This is a genomic window from Pleionea sp. WD8-19, assembly GCF_055326765.1.
This window is the reverse complement of sequence record NZ_JBUZOU010000009.1, coordinates 100,253-118,387: the sequence shown is the minus strand read 5'-3', so window position 1 is coordinate 118,387 and position 18,135 is coordinate 100,253. Positions and strand designations below refer to the sequence as shown.

Annotated in this window: 12 protein-coding genes; 6 read left to right on the top strand and 6 right to left on the bottom strand. The window is 42.2% G+C overall.

The features are described from left to right. Window positions 1-43: 43 nt before the first annotated feature. Window positions 44-979: a universal stress protein gene (locus tag ACTUJY_RS12610; protein WP_463616451.1), complete on the top strand. Its 936-nt coding sequence runs from the start codon at window positions 44-46 to the stop codon at window positions 977-979. 153 nt (window positions 980-1,132) lie between these two features. Here ACTUJY_RS12610 and ACTUJY_RS12605 read toward each other — a convergent pair whose 3' ends face one another. From ACTUJY_RS12605 to ACTUJY_RS12595, 3 genes are all read right to left on the bottom strand, one after another. Next, a complete protein-coding gene (locus tag ACTUJY_RS12605) occupies window positions 1,133-3,055 on the bottom strand; it encodes an MtrB/PioB family outer membrane beta-barrel protein (protein WP_463616450.1) in 1,923 nt (640 codons plus the stop codon). Between the two features lie 194 nt (window positions 3,056-3,249). After that, the gene (locus tag ACTUJY_RS12600) at window positions 3,250-4,200 is read right to left on the bottom strand and encodes a DmsE family decaheme c-type cytochrome (RefSeq protein ID WP_463616449.1); all 951 of its coding nucleotides are present in this window, start codon (window positions 4,198-4,200) and stop codon (window positions 3,250-3,252) included. A gap of 9 nt (window positions 4,201-4,209) precedes the next feature. Further along, a complete protein-coding gene (locus tag ACTUJY_RS12595) occupies window positions 4,210-6,528 on the bottom strand; it encodes an OmcA/MtrC family decaheme c-type cytochrome (RefSeq protein ID WP_463616448.1) in 2,319 nt (772 codons plus the stop codon). A 106-nt stretch (window positions 6,529-6,634) separates the two neighbouring features. Here ACTUJY_RS12595 and ACTUJY_RS12590 point away from each other — a divergent pair, with 106 nt between their 5' ends. Together ACTUJY_RS12590 and ACTUJY_RS12585 are read left to right on the top strand one after the other, a co-directional pair. Further along, window positions 6,635-7,285, top strand: a complete 651-nt coding sequence (locus ACTUJY_RS12590) for a c-type cytochrome (RefSeq protein WP_463616447.1) — start codon at window positions 6,635-6,637, stop codon at window positions 7,283-7,285. A 30-nt stretch (window positions 7,286-7,315) separates the two neighbouring features. After that, the gene (locus ACTUJY_RS12585) at window positions 7,316-7,909 is read left to right on the top strand and encodes a NapC/NirT family cytochrome c (RefSeq protein WP_463616446.1); all 594 of its coding nucleotides are present in this window, start codon (window positions 7,316-7,318) and stop codon (window positions 7,907-7,909) included. 23 nt (window positions 7,910-7,932) lie between these two features. On the opposite strand, the gene nqrF is transcribed toward ACTUJY_RS12585, so the two are convergent. The 3 genes from nqrF to ACTUJY_RS12570 all read right to left on the bottom strand — a co-directional run bounded on the left by nqrF (window position 7,933) and on the right by ACTUJY_RS12570 (window position 13,053). Next, window positions 7,933-9,156, bottom strand: coding sequence for an NADH:ubiquinone reductase (Na(+)-transporting) subunit F (gene nqrF, locus ACTUJY_RS12580; RefSeq protein WP_463616445.1), 1,224 nt, complete (start codon window positions 9,154-9,156; stop codon window positions 7,933-7,935). A gap of 3 nt (window positions 9,157-9,159) precedes the next feature. Further along, window positions 9,160-10,065: a prenyltransferase gene (locus tag ACTUJY_RS12575; protein ID WP_463616444.1), complete on the bottom strand. Its 906-nt coding sequence runs from the start codon at window positions 10,063-10,065 to the stop codon at window positions 9,160-9,162. A 264-nt stretch (window positions 10,066-10,329) separates the two neighbouring features. Next, complete coding sequence (locus ACTUJY_RS12570) at window positions 10,330-13,053, bottom strand: cation-transporting P-type ATPase (RefSeq protein WP_463616443.1); 2,724 nt, start codon at window positions 13,051-13,053, stop codon at window positions 10,330-10,332. A gap of 393 nt (window positions 13,054-13,446) precedes the next feature. Between ACTUJY_RS12570 and ACTUJY_RS12565 the strand changes: the two genes are divergently transcribed. From ACTUJY_RS12565 to ACTUJY_RS12555, 3 genes are read left to right on the top strand one after another with little or no spacing between them, the layout of a single operon-like run. Continuing rightward, window positions 13,447-14,865 carry an MBL fold metallo-hydrolase RNA specificity domain-containing protein gene (locus ACTUJY_RS12565; RefSeq protein ID WP_463616442.1) on the top strand — a complete coding sequence of 473 codons (1,419 nt, stop codon included), beginning with the start codon at window positions 13,447-13,449 and terminating at the stop codon, window positions 14,863-14,865. Between the two features lie 20 nt (window positions 14,866-14,885). Next, a complete protein-coding gene (locus ACTUJY_RS12560; RefSeq protein WP_463616441.1) occupies window positions 14,886-15,860 on the top strand; it encodes a universal stress protein in 975 nt (324 codons plus the stop codon). A 2-nt stretch (window positions 15,861-15,862) separates the two neighbouring features. Next, on the top strand, window positions 15,863-18,076 hold the full coding sequence (locus ACTUJY_RS12555) for a copper-transporting P-type ATPase (RefSeq protein WP_463616440.1): 2,214 nt from the start codon (window positions 15,863-15,865) through the stop codon (window positions 18,074-18,076). Window positions 18,077-18,135: the final 59 nt, after the last annotated feature.

Sequence of the window (18,135 nt, the reverse complement as noted above, 5' to 3'; positions counted from 1 at the left end):
AGCTCTCACATAGATTATTGAAGTTTTTTGGAGCAATAGTGTTATGAATGTTAAGAAAATACTGGTCGATATGGATCCCAATAAAGAGGAACAACCCGCCTTATCTCGAGCAATTGAACTGGCGAAAATCTACGATGCATCCATTGAGCTATTTGTAGCGATATATAATAGTAAGCTTGTTAGAAATAACTTTTTGGTAAGTGAGCATCTTGAGCATGCCAAGAAAAGTTATTTGAAAAGCGTTTCTCGATGGCTGAGCACTTACGTTAAACGAGTTACCGATGAGAGAATACCGGTTGCTACGGATGTTGTGTGGCATAAGCCGCTTTACGAAGCGATCATAAAAAAAGCACAGCAAAGTGAAGCTGATATTGTTATTAAATCCACACACAAGCATCCGGTCATTAATAAGCTGTTCTTCACGCCTAACGATTGGCAGCTTTTAAAAGCTTGCCCAGTTCCTTTATTATTGGTTAAAGAGCATGAAAACACTCCATACCAATCGATACTTGCTGCCGTAGACCCGACTCAATCGAATGGCAAACCCGAAGGCTTGGACAAAACCATTATTGAAACGACTTTGGTATTTTCTGAAAAGTTGACCGCGGAACCGTATATTGCCCACAGTTATATGCCGATAGGAATCGAGCTATGGGGAGGAGTCGAAGCCAGGTTGCAAGATATCGGATCGCCTTATTCAGCGCATGATGATTATCAAACACGGCTTTATACGTTCCACCAAGATTTATTTGAAAATTTAATAGAAGGATACGGCTTTAAAGAATCAAATCGATTACTAAAAATGGGGGAGCCGGAAGATGTGTTGCCAGAAATTGTTGAGAGTAAAAAGATTGACCTGTTGGTTATGGGGACGACCTATCGCACCGGACTTTTTGGTAGTACTGCCGAAAAAATACTCGACTCGCTCACTTGTGATGTTTTAGCGTTAAAACCTGAAGGATTTAAATCTCCAGTTTAATCAAGAGAATAATAGGTTTGTTCGATTTTCTAAATGAGTTCATTTTACTCTATTAGAGAATGGCTAACGTTTGTTTTATGTTCCTATTCTTATGATTTAGTTAAAGAGACTTTGATTGGAACGCAAACATAGTCTAACTTTTATGCAGTGCAACTAGAGTTTGTAGTTCAAAACTATCCCGAGCAAGTGAATATTATAATTGGGTGAAGACATAACTCCAGTTAACATTCGGTTAATTGAATCGAAATTTAATTCTTTTTGCCAGTTAATGCTTGCATGACTGTCATAAAGATAGCGGATATTGAGCTCAAGATCTTTTTGGATATCTATTAATGTATCCAATTCAACGCGATTGCGCTGATATGAAATCGTAGGGAAAGGCTGTTCGTTCCCCACAACGGTCACCCAACTATTCCCTTTGTATTGTGTGTTCATAACTCCTATCTTAAATTGTTTAATAGCTGTTTTAGGCGTGTAATTAAATTCTAAACCATAGTTCATGACATGATCGCTTGATAACTCCAGCCATCCTACAGAAGATTCAGTCGAACCCGACGATAGGTTAAAACGAGAAGCTTCTCGACTGAGGAAAATATTGAGCATCATATCATTTTCAATGATTAAGGAGGTGTCTGCAAAGAATTCGCTGTTGCTTGAGCTATTAATGCCATACGATGCGTTTGGGTAGTTCTCGATACGATTTTGGTAGCCTAAGGAAACACTCAGATTGACTAAAGGATTAACAGTCGTTGAAGCAAGAACACTTTTCTGATTACGGTTTTGTTGGTCAACTCGACGGTGTTGAAGTTCATCTACTGGAAAGGTGTGATGATCGATTGAAGCTAGCTTTTGATTACGTGTCCCTGACGATAATTTGACTTTGAAGTCGGCAAAACTTCCTGGGTGATAAAGTGTTTGAAGCCATTGCTCGTTTTCCAAGTATTCGAACCAGTGGTTGGTGCCTCGTTTATTACGATTATGAAGAAGCCCGGCGCTTATGCGGAATTGCCTTTTTGCTAACCAATCGAGTTGGAATTGTGTTTTCAGTTTTTGGTAATTAAAGAGTCGGTTTAATTCAATTTCACGAGTATAAGTTGTCGTTTCTATTTGCGGATATAAATTCTGAGTGCTTTCATTCTTTCTACGACTGAAACTAGAAGAAAACTTCAGTCGCCAACTCGAGTTAATTCGAGAAACGATTCGCGTTTGCCAATTTTTGGTTAAAACATATCCATCGAATCGATCTTGAGGTATCAAGTTTTGTATGAGTAATGAGTCAATTGAAATTGGAACAAAGTCATCGTCTTGTTTGCCAACGCCAAAGCCGCTGTTGATGAAGAACTGGGTTTTCGGTGTAATCCAATAAGTTAAAGAGGCCGAAATTTGTTGGAATTGATTATCTGGTTCCAGGCTAGTGAGCTCGTTCATATTATTGTTTGCTAACGTAAATGGGCTTTGCCAGTTAATAAACGAATATTGATTTTGAAACAGCGATAGATCATAGGCTAGTTTTAAATGCCAATCCGGTCGTCGGTATGACCAAAATAGCTCTAATCGATGAGTGGTTAGTTGAACCGGAGTGGGTAAAAATGTGCTAGAGGTAAGTACACTTGCCGTTTTTACCTGATTACCTTTATTGGATTGGCTAATTAACTCCCAGCCTAATGTCCAGTTTTTGGGTTTTTGGTATACAAATGCAAATTCAGTAATATCGCGATTTATTTTGTTAGGATAATGAACGCTGAGTGTATTTTGTTGTGGCATCATCGAGGTAGATTCAGCGAAGTACCATTGCTCGGGCAATCGTAAATTAGGACTGCCTATTCCGACATATGGCAGGTGATATTGGTAAGGACTATATTGGCTCAACGTTCGGTAGGACAATAACCAATGATATTCTCCTTGAATGTCGTGTTCGAGTGTCAATATTTTTCGATCCGATGAAGACCAATCAAAAAACAGCCGCCATAGCTCACCGTGCTCATTGGCTTTGAACCAGTGAATGGAATAATAAGGGGACATTCTTTCATTTTCTAAACCAACTTCATTCAAAAAAGCAGACGATTGGTTATTCACAGTGAAAATGCCGAATTTAAACTCAGTTTCCGTAGAATCCTTAAAATCACAAAATTGGCACAGGTAACTCTTTGGTTTTTCTTTTACACGCTCATTTTCCATAGCGAATGTAGATAGCGAGCTGAGGAAAAGCATCAGTAGTCTAAAAACATGTATAAGAATTAAGTTGTTCATATAGAGTCTTGTGTGTTTTATTATCGGTTGAGTAAAGCTCCCGATGGGTGATTTGAACCATGTACTTTGGAATGACAATTCACGCAGCTATTGGCTAGAAAAAAGATCTCCCCCCGTTGCAGACGAAAGTCATCTCCAGTGAATGAAAACGATGAATGATCATTTGCGATATGACACTGCTGGCATAAAGCCGGCGCGCGCTTTTTTAAAAGGGATGAATGAGGTGAACCGTGTACGCTATGACAAAGTGTGCAGTCTTCAACAGCTGGAGAGTGCTCCCATAGAAAAGGTCCTCGTTTTTCCGCGTGGCATTGAAAACAATTTTGATTGACTGTTAATGAGCGTAGGGCGAACGGATTTTGAGAAGCGTGAGGTTGATGGCAATCACTGCAAGTCATTAAATGATTACGAATTGGATGGCTGCTAACTTTAAACACATCCGCTTTTTTGCGTTGATGACACGTGAAACAAACGTTAGCTTGGCTAGCACGCTCAGTAACCGGATCCGTTCTCGAGTGTATACGGTGACAGTCGACGCATTGTAAACCCTGAAGCTCATGTTCACTGCCAGACCAATGCGTTATTTGCTCGCCTTTATGGCACGTTATGCAGGGTGCATTACTGACCTCGGGTTTATCTGTTGAGCGAAACGCGTTGATGGGGGCTCTAGTTTCGCCTCGACGAATGCGTTTACCATGCTCGCCACCAGGACCATGGCAAGACTCGCATTCAAGTTGGGCAAATGGTGTGCGACGATCAGACTTCACCGCATGGCGACTTTGAAAAATGGCCATTACTGGAAAGTTTGAGTCTTGATCATGGCATTTTAGACAGTTATCCGCACCTTCATTAGAGTAATGTTGATTTTTGGATTGCTTGGAGGAAGATAACTTCTCGTTAGCAAAAACTGAGACGATAATGGAATAACCGAGTGTTACGAAAGCGATGAAAAAATACGCGGTTGTGTTCATTTTCATCGTTCAATTGTCGGTAATATGATGCACAACGTTTATATCTGCCTGTCGTCCCTCGCCATGACATACCGTACAGGTTTCAATAAAAACGGCACTATCTAACTCACTTTGAAGCGCTGAGAAGCTACTGCCATTTTGTATCATGTGAGCTCTTGCTAAATGATTGTCGTGGCAAGAAGAGCAAACGGCAGCGGTAGGAGATATATTCAAATCATCGCTTTGATCGAGTGCAGCGGATTGTGGATATAAGTCTCTACTACCAAAAGGCGACTGGCTATTGACTGTTGCTTGAGAATCGATGGTGGTAGAAAGAACATTCGGTGCTAACGGTAACGCATAGGTATCCTCAATATGGCAGGTATGGCAATGATTAATTATGTTTGGGTATTTTACGTTGGCGTATTCATGAACACGATTACCAAATCCGTATACGGTTAATGCTGTTTCTCTAATTTCTGCTCCATGAATGGCGTGTATTAAATATTTAAAGTCGATGGTTTGTTCTTCTAATGTATCTTGGCTTGCTGAATTGACTTCGTTGTCTGTACCATCCGGGTCGGTTGGTCGCATGGCAAGATCCGTGTTGTTCGCATTATGGCAAAGTACACAAAGTTCGATATTGTCTGTTCGGTTGTTACCGTGGAAGGAAAGCCCATCTAATTCACCATGACAGTTTTGGCATTTAGCCAACTCAACCACCGTGCGACGAGGATTCGTTACCTCATCGGTAATGGTAAAATAATCCACGGTACCTGTGACTGGTATGCGATCCGCATAGTTGCCATCTCCGTCAAGATCGGCTGCCGGATGACCTTCAATTGCGACGGCACCAGACCCTATTGCATCCAATGGAACAGCCGTTGAGGAGATAACGGTAAACGTACCATCGTTGTTATCGTTGGCGTTCAAGCCATTCATGGAAACGGCGGATGCCGGTGCTCTTCCTCCGTTTCGGTTGTGGTAGTCGCGAGTATCCCACGCTAATAATATCGCCAAACGACTGGCACCTCCTGTTGCTGTCCAAACAGGTTCCTGAAGATCATAGGGTGACTCATCGGTTAGGGGGTTGGTAATGGAAAACGTTACCTGGGGAAACTCACCCGGCGCGGTATCCATCACATCAATAATATTGAAAGAATACTTTAAGGAATCCCGTTTTTCGGGGATTGCATGTGAATCGATAACACTGCCTGCGATGCGATCGTCTGCATGACAAGTGGTGCATTCGCTGTTATCGGTTACGACACCACCTTCGTGTCCTCCGGATATTCCGGAAGCAAAATCGATATCGTCATGACATGAACCGCAGGTTTGAATACTCGGACGCAAATGCCAATTGGAAGCTTGTGGTGTACTGCTATTGTTTTGGTCATGACAAACAACACAGTTCTTAATGTTTTGAGGAAAGTTAACGTTTGAGTAATTGTGTACTGAGTTGCGAAAGCCATAAATTATGTAATCATTTCCCGCTTCTACACTGGGGAGTTGCGCACCGCGGTGAATTTTATGAATCATGACACTAAAGTCCAGGGAATTTCCACTTTGCGCATCTTCTGAGCCGGGATTGTGACAAGTCACGCAAAACCGGTTTTCAACGCGTCCACCGCCATGAATGGCCAGCTTACCATGGCAAACATTACAGGTTTCAGTATTGGTAATGAGTCGTTCATTAAAACCATCGGTTGCGCCTGATTGTGGAATAAAAGTAAAAACCTCGTTGATTGGCGCAAAAGTACCACGAACTTGCAATCCGACTCGATGAACTAAACTGGGTTCATAAATGACTTCCATTGGTGAATTGACCGCAGTAATATCGGTTGCAAAAATATAGCGATAATGACCGTTTTGTAGGTTTTCGAACGTTCCGTTGCTTTCTGTTGTGCCTTGTACTTTATCTTCCGTTCCCTCGCCAATTCCGCCTGCTGCTTCGAGTCGATTAATGTAATTTTGCCAACGGTTGGGATCGCCTGCTGTTCCGGGAATCAGTTTTGCGATATTAAATCGCAATTCATTGAGTGTTAGCCCAGTGAAAGGATCGCCATTTTGATCCACAACATAAAACTCGACAGAGGGATGAGTGTTAATAGCGACGGATTGAATGGCAATGGTAATGGAATCTGCGCGGTTGTTAATGACAATGGTTTCACCCGGAACGCCTTGTAGCCCTCGTGCGCCATCTTGTCCGTCATTACAAGACGTGATTAGGCCAAAACTTATAGCGAAAAATATCCAGGCAACTAATTTAAGAAAGGTGTTGCTTGGTTCACTCACAAAGTGCGCAACTAGATGCCATCGTTCACTATCTTCAGTAAGGTTAAACGGCATGTTACCCCCGTAGCGAATCGTTTTTCCGTCTCTATGAAGTCATTATGGATGAAGAATTATTGATGTTCGTTGATTTATATCAGTAAAACGAAATACATCGAGCACTATGATTAAAGCAACCATTAAAAAAGGGGGCGATATGGTACCTAAGAAAATTAGAATGACGTTTGGGATATTCTTTATCGCTCTAAGTAGTATTCATGCTAATAACTTGGAACCCATTATTAATGATTGTGATGCGTGCCATGGGAAAAATGGACAAAGCCCATATCAAGCCTTTCCAACTATTGCGGGATTTTCTGCTTTCTACCTGGAAGATAACTTGAACGTTTTTCGAGATGAAGCGCGTCCTTGTGCACTGTCTTCCTATCCAAATAATAATGACCATAAGCGAAAGATAACGATGTGTGAACTTGTAAAAAATCTTTCCAATGAGCAAATAAAAGATTTGGCTAATCATTATTCGTCCTTTGACTTTGTTCGAGTTACGCAGCCTTTTGACACTCAGAAAGCAAAGCACGGAAGGCAGGTTCATGAGCGATACTGTGAAAGATGCCATACCAATGGTGGGAGCAATAAAGAAGACGACGCAGGCATTTTACTAGGCCAATGGAAACACTATTTAATAGCAACACTCGAAGAGTACGATAGCAAAAAGAGGGAGCAGCCCAAGGCAATGGCATTAAAGCTTCAAGCGCTTAATGAACAAGAAAAAGAGGCATTAATTCATTTTTACTCATCTGGGTTGAAGCAGTGAAATCACAAATATACGGTTGTTGAACACGCAATGAGACTACCAAAAAGGTTATTGATCTACTGGCGAAAACTATGGCAAACACCTAAAAGCCGATGGTTATTAGGTATACCTGTAGGAGGCCTACTTTTTCTATTGGTTGGCGTGTTTTTTTTGAGCGGATTTCAATGGGCCATTGAATCAACTAACTCGAATGAGTTTTGTATTTCTTGTCATGAAATGAAAGATAACGTATACGCAGAGTATTTAGAAAGTACGCACTTTAAAAACAAATTGGGAATACGAGCACAATGTACCGATTGCCATTTGCCCAAAAAAGGATGGCCAAAAATCAAACGAAAAATACAGGCCACTCGAGAAGTTTACCATAAGATATTGGGTACTTTAGATACCAAGGAAAAGTTTGAAGAAAAACGAATTGTTCTAGCAGAAAGGGTATGGAACTCGATGCGACAAAGCGATTCATTAGAGTGCCGAAATTGCCACAGCTTTGAAGCGATGCAGTTATCTTTGCAAAAGCGCTCGGCGCAGCGCATGCATCACTCCGCTTGGAATGATCGACAGGGCGAAACCTGTATCGATTGTCATCAAGGGCTCGTTCATCAATTACCGAAAATAAAGAAATAAATATGTTTGAAAAGCTTTATGGCTTATCCAAATTTATCCATATGAATGTTTTCACTCTCGACACCCAGATCATCCAGCATTTGACAGCAGGCCTCTATCATTACGGGTGGGCCGCATAAGTAGTATTCGATATCTTCAGGCGTTGAATGCCGAGATAAATACTGTTCAAATGCAACCTGATGAATAAAGCCAGTCGCACCATTCCAATGGTCCTCCGTCTGCGGTTTCGACAAGGCAAGTGTCCAGTGAAAGTTTGAATGTTGTCTTTCTAGATGCTCAAACGTCTCTTGATAAAACGTTTCACATAAACTCCTTGCACCATAGAAATAATGTATTTCTCGTTGAGTTTTCCAGTGCACTAGTAAATCAAGCACCATAGAATGCAATGGCGCCATACCAGCACCACCACCAATAAAGACTATTTCAGATTCTTTAGGCTTGACATACATATCGCCAAAAGGGCCGGATATCGCTACTTTATCGCCAGGCTGTAAGTTAAAAAGGTAGGACGATACGATTCCTGCAGGTACGTTTGGTTCGTTTAAAGGTGGAGGGGATATTCTCACATTAAGTCTGAGTTTTTTTGTCTTGTAGGGTGGGTTCGCAAGAGAATATGAGCGAGACGTTGCAACGCTATTCGTCACGTTATATTGCCAAAGATTTTGCTCTGACCAGCGAGCTTGGAATCTTTCTTCAATACGAAACGCTCGATAACTCAATTCATAAGGAGGACATTCAACTTGAATGTATTGCCCTGCACGAAAAGTAAATGGTTGATTTTCAGGAAGGTCTAGTACCAGCTCTTTGATAAATGAAGCGACGCATTGATTTGATAACACGCGACATTCCCATTTTTTCGAAGACAGTGCTTCGTCAGGCAATGCAATCGTAAGATTACGTTTAGCCTTAACTTGACAAGCCAATCGAAAGCCATTTCGTTGCTCTATCTTACTGATAAGTGGCTCCTCGGTCGCAAGAACCGCACCACCACCAGAAAGAACCCTTACTTTGCATGCGCCACAAATGCCTTTTCCTCCGCAAGCAGAAGCAATGAATAATTGATGATCGTGTAATACTTGCAGCAAAGTGTCGCCCGGCTCACATTCAAAACTTTTCTCAATATTATTGCTAACCTTAACGGAAATTCGACTACCATCTGTAAGCCATTGTTTAACGATAGAGAGGACAATAACCAACGTCATTATAATAAAAGTAAAAACAATTACGCCTAAAAGTATCGTTTGCATAGGCTAGCCAAACATGAGGCCCATTCCGGCTAAGGTAGGCCCAAGTAAATTGACTAATACATTAAGTTTCATGTAGTGTAGAAGCCGACTTCTGTCATTAAAATACCGCAACACCCCAAGGGCTGTTGGAATGGCTAGCGCTAATGTCGCTAAAGCGAGAAGCGAGTAAGGATTTAACCAATCAATCAATACACCAACGATTATGCTTAGATAAGCTAAGGCGTAAAAAATTGCAAAAACAATCGCGCTTGCCTGTTTGCCAATTAAAATGGGTAAGTGACACCGACCAACGCGTTTATCTGCTTCAATATCCGGAAATTGATTGAGCATTAACAGGTTGTTGACAAGAAAAAACGGAAATAAAGAGTAGATAACCAATGCCATCGGAAATTCACCGGTTAGAATAAACCCCGTTCCAAGAAAGAACAATGGGCCGAAAGCAAGTCCGGGAGCTATCAGACATAGGGCAGGGGAGCGCGTTATATAGCTCGTATATAAAACGATGATCACCATTCCAAGAAAACCTAAGGGCAAAAGTTGCCAACCCACCGAAATGGAAAAATAAACGCCAATTGTTGCGCAAATTGCACTGCTCATTAATGCTATTGTTAAGACCGTACTGGCTTGTTCGGGGTGGGCTTGCAGTGTACCACTGCCGCCACTGAATGGGGTTTTATCGGTAAAACTATCGAGTTCACTTTTATAATCAAAGTATTCGTTAAACGTATTAACACTGATATGTGCAGCTAGAGCCGCTATCAAAATCAAACACACTTTCATCACATCCAGGTTGTAGTTCAATGAGTAGACGCTTCCAATCGCCATAAAAAGGCAAGCAGGGGTCAATATTAGAAATGGAGCTCTAATACTTCCAAGCGATTTCTGCCATGAACTGAATGTGTCGTACATAGGGTTTAATCCTTAAATGACAATGCGTTCTTTCAAGAGTTGCAAGATGCATTCAACCACTGTGAGAACCAAAATTTACTCGAATTGGCTCTTGTTATTCTAGTTAGAATCGGAGTCGGTTTATATGATATCGATCAGGAATTGACGAAATTCTTTCACGATTAAGCAGTTTTGATTATTTAATTTATATCGTTGATATTTCAGAGTAAATGTTTATGTCGTGGAACTTATAAAGGACTATAGGTTTTATTAATTTTCATTGACTCAATTTGGAAGTGATTCCTTCATTCGTCGAAATGAGAGTCGGATCTGTTTTTCAAGTTCGGCAACAACAAATAGTGCGATACCAACGCAGATAATCAGTACGCCATCGAGAAAAAAGACAGACTCGGTTGAAAAAACGACTTGTAAGGATGGCAGGTAGGTAATCGCAAATTGCGCAAGTGTAATAACGATAACCACAGACCACACCACTTTAGTACCTCGAATGCCTTCCCAGGTTAAGGATGTGCTGTAAATGTTTCGAATAAAAAACAGATGAAATATTTCCATAACAACGAGGGTGTTCAAAGCAATGGTACGTGCTAGCTCTACTGAGTAGCCTCGTTCAATCGCGTACAGATATGTGCCAAATACACCGCAAAGAAACAATATGGATATAAGCACGATATGCCAAACCAGTTCACCGTTCAAAAGTGGCTCGTTACGTTTACGTGGTGGCCGATGCATGGTGTTTTTCTCGGTGGGTTCAAACGCCAAAGCAAGAGCTAACGTTACGGCAGTAATCAGATTTACCCAAAGTATTTGAATTGGAGTGATCGGCAGTGTCAATCCCAAAAACAGTGCAACAACAATGGTCATTGATTCACCTGCATTGGTTGGTAACGTCCAACTAATCACTTTTTTAAGATTATCGTAGACGGTTCGACCTTCGCGCACCGCTGCAACAATAGACGCAAAATTGTCATCCGCGAGTACTAATTCAGCCGCCTCTTTGGCAACTTCACTTCCTTTTTGTCCCATCGCGATACCCGCATCGGCTCTTTTTAAAGCCGGCGCGTCGTTTACTCCATCACCGGTCATTGCCACGGTCATCCCATAAGACTGTAAGGCCGTAACTAATCGAAGCTTATGTTCAGGACTCGTTCGTGCAAAAATATCGCACTTTAAAACAACTTGACGTAACGAGGCATCATCCAACTCATCGAGCTCTTTGCCTGTGTATACTTTATTGCAATGTTGGAGGCCTATTTGTTTTCCAATGGCTGCCGCCGTTTTACTGTGATCCCCGGTGATCATTTTTACCTGAATTCCCGCATTTAGGCATTCATTTACCGAAGTGATGGCTTCTACTCGAGGTGGATCGATCATTCCTACCATACCGAGAAGTACAACAGATTCTTCGACATCACTGTGTTCTAACACCGTACAATGTGGTGCCACTTTTTTAATGGCAAACGCAAGCACGCGCTGTCCGACTTCAGCGATGGCATCAACTCGCTCAGTCCAGTATTTAGTATTAAGTGGTTCAGTATTGCCATTGGCGCAGCGTTGACTCGAACACATTGAAAGTAATCGCTCGGGTGCGCCTTTAATAAAAATAAAAGCATGTTGCTCATGATTGTGATTGAGTGTAGCCATGAAGCGATGTTGGGGATCAAAGGGTATGGTATCGGTCCGTGTCCAATTTAATTTCGTCAAACGTGCGTCGGTGTCCATCTTACCTGCAAAGCTTAACAGTGCCCCTTCCATAGGATCGCCTTCAACGATCCAAAATCCATTGTGTTCACGCAATGCTGCATCGTTACAAAGAGCTGCAGCTCTGGCAATTTCTTCCAAAACCTCATGTTCAGATGGCGCGACTAAACTGTCTTCTAACATGAGAGCTCCTTTCGGCTCGTAGCCACTGCCTTCTACCGTAAAGAAGTGTTGATAAGTGAGAACGGAGGCAACCATCATTTCATTACGAGTCAGCGTTCCTGTCTTATCGGTACAAATAACCGATACAGCCCCCAATGTTTCTATCGCTGGCAATCGTCGAACAATCGCATTGCGTCGGGCCATAGCTTGAACGCCCATTGCCAAAGTGATGGTGAGTACTGCGGGCAATCCTTCTGGAATGGCAGCCACTGAAAACCCAACCACCGCCATAAAGACTTCTGTAAACTCATAATGAATGACAAAGTGTCCATACACCAAAAGTACTGCAGCGATAAAGAGAATAAGGAAAGTGAGCCAGTTAGCAAATACTGCCATTTGAGACACAAGAGGGGTAGCCAACGCTTCAACTTTTGAAAGTAAGCCACTGATACGACCAATTTCAGTTTTTGATCCCGTAGCGACGACAACGCCTTTACCTTGTCCGGCTGTGACGAAAGTTCCTGAGTATGCCATGCAAGTGCGATCGCCTAAGCTGGCCTTTTCTGATACGGGTTGGGTGTGTTTGTCTACAGATAGTGACTCTCCAGTTAAAATGGCTTCTTGAATCGTTAAGCCGTGAGCAGCAAGCAGTCTCAGATCCGCGGGTACTTTGTCGCCAGCCTCAAGCAACACAATATCCCCAGGGACCAGGTGTTCACCGTCGATAGTGATGCGCTTATCATTACGGATAACGTTGGCACGCAGTGCCAACATTTGACGGATCGCTTCCATTGCTTGCTCTGCTTTACCTTCTTGAAGATAGCCAATAATGGCATTGGCAATCACAACAGCAAGAATGACGGCGGTATCGACCCAATGACCTAACAGTGCTGTAATTAAAGAAGAGCCTATCAGCACGTAAATCAAAGCGTTATGAATGTGCAAAACGAATCGCTTAATCGGGGATACGCCTTTTGTTTTTGGCAGTCGGTTTAAACCATGAGTGGCGAGTCGAGCTTCTGCATCGTTTTGTGTTAAGCCGTGAACAGAAGATTCTTGTTTTTGAAGCGTCACTTCATCAGAAATACTGTGCCAAAGGCTCTCCAATTTAGTTTCTATTGTCACCATAGTCGCCTTTTCGATTTCTGTGCTGCTCCTCAGAGCCTTGCTATGCATTCATTACCAACTGAGTTCGATGGATTTCACTAGAGTATGAAGATAGTGCAATCACTAAGTCAGAAATTACACGATGAATGTTTCCAGTGAGCATTGAATTTCTTCGATAATAATAAAAAAGATGAGATAAAGCGCTATGATTCAGCTCAATAAAACTTCAGATAAATTGAGTGCCAATTTCTATAAGGATGCAGATTTTGATTAGAAATGAATAGCATTGGAGGAGCAAACTACAAATATCGATCGAACAGGAAGAGATTTGACTTAGCTCAAGTTGAATCATAGTAGACGGCCCTATAATGCATCTGCATTCCACAATATTTTAAGCCGGAACGGAGAGCCAATATGGCAAAAATGATATTCTTGGGAGCGGTTGAAGGTGTAACCGGTTCCATGTATTTGATTCAAACCGAAAAAAGCCAAGTGTTGCTTGATTGTGGATTGTTTCAAGGTCGACGAGAAGAAGAGCGGTTTAATAAAGAGCCATTGCCTTTCAATGTTTTAGAACTGGATGCGGTTATTTTGTCTCATGCACATCTCGACCATTCAGGACGACTGCCTCTGTTAGTTTCAGAAGGGTATCAAAAAAATATTTTTATGACTCCAGCGACTTGCGATTTGATTGAGGTATTACTCAAAGATGCGGCATCGTTACAAAAGCGAGATGCTGAGTGGGAGAATAAAAGACGAAGGAGGGCAGGTAAAGATATCATTCGGCCGCTTTACAGTTTGGATGATGTCGATAAAACATTACGGTTGTGCAAAAGTGTAAGGTACTACAATCGATTTTCAATCACAGAAGATATTGAAGTTCGATTTTTGGATGCGGGACATATACTTGGGTCTGCTATCGTCGAAATTTATATCTACGAAAACGGGCATGAAAAGAAAATCGTCTTTTCGGGTGACTTAGGTAATTCACAGGCGGCTCTCTTGCGTGATCCTGACAGTGTGGAAAGTGCGGATGTATTGCTATTAGAGTCTACTTATGGCGATAGAAATCACCGCTCAATTGAGGAGACATTAAAAGAATTTGAAGAAGTCATTGAAGAGGCTTCTCAAAATGGCGGAAATATTTTGATTCCATCATTTGCGGTTGGAAGAACTCAGGAAATCATCTTTCGTTTAGGTGAACTTTATCAAAAGGGAAAGCTTAAACATCAAGCAATATTTCTAGACAGTCCAATGGCAATTGCCGTTACTGAAATTTACCACCGGTATCAAGATATTTATAATGAAGAAGATAAAGCCGCCATTGAAGCATATGGTAAGCAGAATAGAACTGAACATAAAAGCTTGCATACCTTTTTACCTATTCTGCATTACTCGACAACTACCGAAGAGTCCATCGCTTTAAATAATGTTGACCGAGGCGCAATTATTATTGCCGGAAGTGGCATGTGCAACGGCGGTCGAATCCGACATCATTTAAAACATAATCTTTGGCGCAAACAGTCACATGTGATTTTTGTGGGATTTCAAGCCATGGGAACACCTGGGCGTGCGCTCATTGATGGTGCGAAGGTTTACAGAATAGCTGGCGATGAAATTGCTGTAAGAGCAAAAGTTCATACACTTGGTGGATTTTCTGCACATGCCAGTCAGGCTCAATTGATTGAATGGCTTAAACACTTCAAAAAAAATAAACCTGATTTGTACTTGGTTCACGGCGAAACGGGTGCGAAAAGTGCGTTAAAAAATGCGCTAGAAAAGGAGGGGTGGCAAGCCAATATTCCTGGATTGAGTGAAATCATTCAGGTTTAATAAACACACATGGAAAATGTATGAAACCTATCAATAAAATACTATGCATTGTAGAGCCAGATTCAGAGTCGATCTCAGCAGTATTGCAGGCAGCAGCAATTGCAAAAAAGTACAATGCCTGTTTAACCGTTGCATCTCTGTTAAAGCTTTCTAGAGGTTGGATCGCCTTAAGTGATGCTGAAGAACTCGACAAGGATTTTAATAACTCCGTTGAAAACAAAAGAAACGTACTTAATGGTTGGTTGGCAAAGTTTCACGACCTTTATAATACTGAAATTCGTATTATAAAAGGCCATGGTTTTATAGAGGTCATTCAGTGTGTTATAAGAGAGCCGTTTGACCTTGTTGTAAAGTGTGCTGAGGATATTGATTGGGTACACCGCCTATTTGGCAGTGACGACATGCAATTATTACGAAAATGTCCTTGTCCGGTGTTGATGTTAAAACCCGGTAAAAATGATGCCTTTCGTAATATTCTTTCCTCCGTTGATGTCAATCAAGCATTTGATGTCATTGAAGAAGGCGATGTTCAAGATCAATTAAATTTAGATGTAATCGATTATGCCACCTTGTTTTATCAGTCGGGTTTAACTCAATTTCACATAGGCAGCGTCTATGAGCCTTTTGCTGAAGACTTTCTAAGATATGGTGCGTTTACGAACGTTTCCAGCGAGCAAATCGATAACTATATCGAACAAACACGCTCCGAGTGCTCTGATAGAATCGAACAATTAATTATTGATGCTGATAACATAGTAAACTGTGAATTGAAGTTGACGCTTAATCCTAGAATTCATTTGGTGAAAGGAGTGCCATCAAAAGAAATACCCCTAATGGTGACGGATAATCGAATAGATTTATTAGTCATGGGCACCGTAGCCAGAACGGGTATTCCGGGGTTATTAATTGGCAATACTGCAGAGTTGATTCTTGAACAAGTGCATTGCTCTGTGCTCGCTATTAAACCGAAAGGTTTTAAAACGCCTGTCACGTAACGATGCAAAGCCAAAGTGAATTGACGAGCTCTAAGCGATTAACACATGACTGTAATCACCAGAAAAGCAAGCGCTATTCTTCGTTAACCATGGGAACAATTTATGTGTGCCCCATGCATCCCGAGGTTCGGCAAACGGAGCCAGGTTCATGCCCTTTGTGCGGTATGAGTCTGGAAATTGAATCAAGAATCATGGCTGTAGATGAAGTCAACCCAGAGTTGATTGATTTTACCAAGCGCTTATGGATTGCAACGGTATTTATTCTCCCATTACTTATTCTCTCAATGGGCCCATTTGTTGGACTTCCTCAAGTACGAGAGTATTTCGGTGAAAAATGCTCGCAATGGGTAGAGCTTGTTTTATCGACGCCTGTCATTTTCTGGTCAGGTTGGCCACTCCTTCAACGCGGCTGGGAATCTTTTCGCGCATTCAACTTAAATATGTTTTCGCTGATTGGAGTGGGCGTCACTTCGTCGTATTTGTTTTCAGTTTTAGCGGTAGCTTTACCCGGTGTTTTCCCTGAAGGCTTTCGCGATCCCAAAACGGGTGCAGTAGGTGTTTATTTCGAAGCCGCCGCAGTCATAGTTGCCTTAGTGCTTCTGGGCCAAGTTTTGGAATTAAGAGCAAGGGAAGGCTCTGGAAAAGCAATTCGAGCTTTGTTGGAGCTCGCCGCTAAATCCGCAAGGATCATTCGAGATGATGGAACGGAAAAAGAAATCAAATTAGAAAAGGTTCGCGTGGGTGACAAACTGCGGGTGCGTCCCGGTGAAAAGGTTCCGGTTGATGGCATCGTTATTGAAGGCCGTTCTTCATTGGATGAAAGTATGATTTCAGGTGAACCGGTTCCTGTTGAAAAAACAGAAGGTGACAAACTCACAGGGGCAACGATGAATGGCACGGGTGCTTTGATAATGGAAGCCACTCGAGTTGGTGCAGATACCTTGTTGTCGCAAATAATTGAGATGGTTTCTTTGGCCCAACGATCACGGGCACCGATCCAAAAGTGGGCGGATAAAGTAGCGGGGAAATTTGTTCCTGCCGTTATTGTCATAGCCTTCATATCTTTTACGGCTTGGGCGATTTGGGGGCCAACACCTGCATTTTCTTATGCGCTTGTTTCTGCCGTTGCTGTATTGATTATTGCCTGCCCTTGTGCGCTGGGCCTTGCGACTCCCATGTCGGTTATGACAGCAACAGGGCGAGGAGCGCAATTAGGAGTACTGATTAAAAATGCAGAAGCGCTGGAGCGTTTTGAAAAAGTTGATACTTTAATTCTAGATAAGACAGGTACGCTAACTGAAGGTAAGCCCAAATTGATCGCGGTTATACCCGAAGTAGGCTTCGATGAGTCCGAAGTATTACAGTTGGCAGCGTCGCTCGAACGTGGCTCAGAACACCCCTTAGCAGAAGCCATTATTACCGGCACCGAAGAACGCGGTATTTCTTTGCTGAGAGCGAACAATTTTGAAGCCGTCACTGGAAAAGGAGTGAAAGGTGTTATCGATGGAAAACAGGTCGCGCTGGGCAATCAGGCATTGATGACTGAGATGGGTTTAAAAGGTGACTCATTCGCTGCTATGGCTAATCAACGTCGTGATCAAGGTGAAACGACTATGTTTGTGATTGTTAATGGGAAGATAGCTGGATTAGTTTGTGTTGCCGATCCGATTAAAGAAACCGCACCTATGGCACTTAACACACTTCATCATCTTGGTTTTAAAATTATTATGGTTACCGGAGATAATGAGCGTACCGCGAAAGTCGTAGCTACACGATTAGGCATTGACGAGATCTGGGCTGATGTATTACCAGGAGACAAAGCTCGGATCGTTAAAGAACTGCAAGCCAATGGATGTAAGGTTGCAATGGCGGGAGACGGTATAAACGATGCTCCTGCGTTAGCACAAGCCGACGTGGGCATTGCAATGGGCACCGGAGCCGATATTGCAATCGAAAGTGCCGGTTTAACCTTGGTTAAAGGCGATCTGAATGGTATCGTCCGCGCTCGTCGGTTGTCTCAAATCACCATGCGTAACATACGTCAAAATCTTTTCTTTGCTTTAATTTATAATTCCGCAGGTGTCCCTATCGCGGCAGGTGCTTTGTATCCGTCATTCGGAGTCTTAATTGATCCTATGTTTGCGGCATTCGCTATGACGGCTTCGTCTTTATCGGTAGTGCTTAATGCTCTTCGCTTACGAAGTGTTAGGCTTTAAGTAGGCAAAGAGTAAATGTTTTTAGGCTGTACTCTGATTTAATTTTCACATATCAGCGA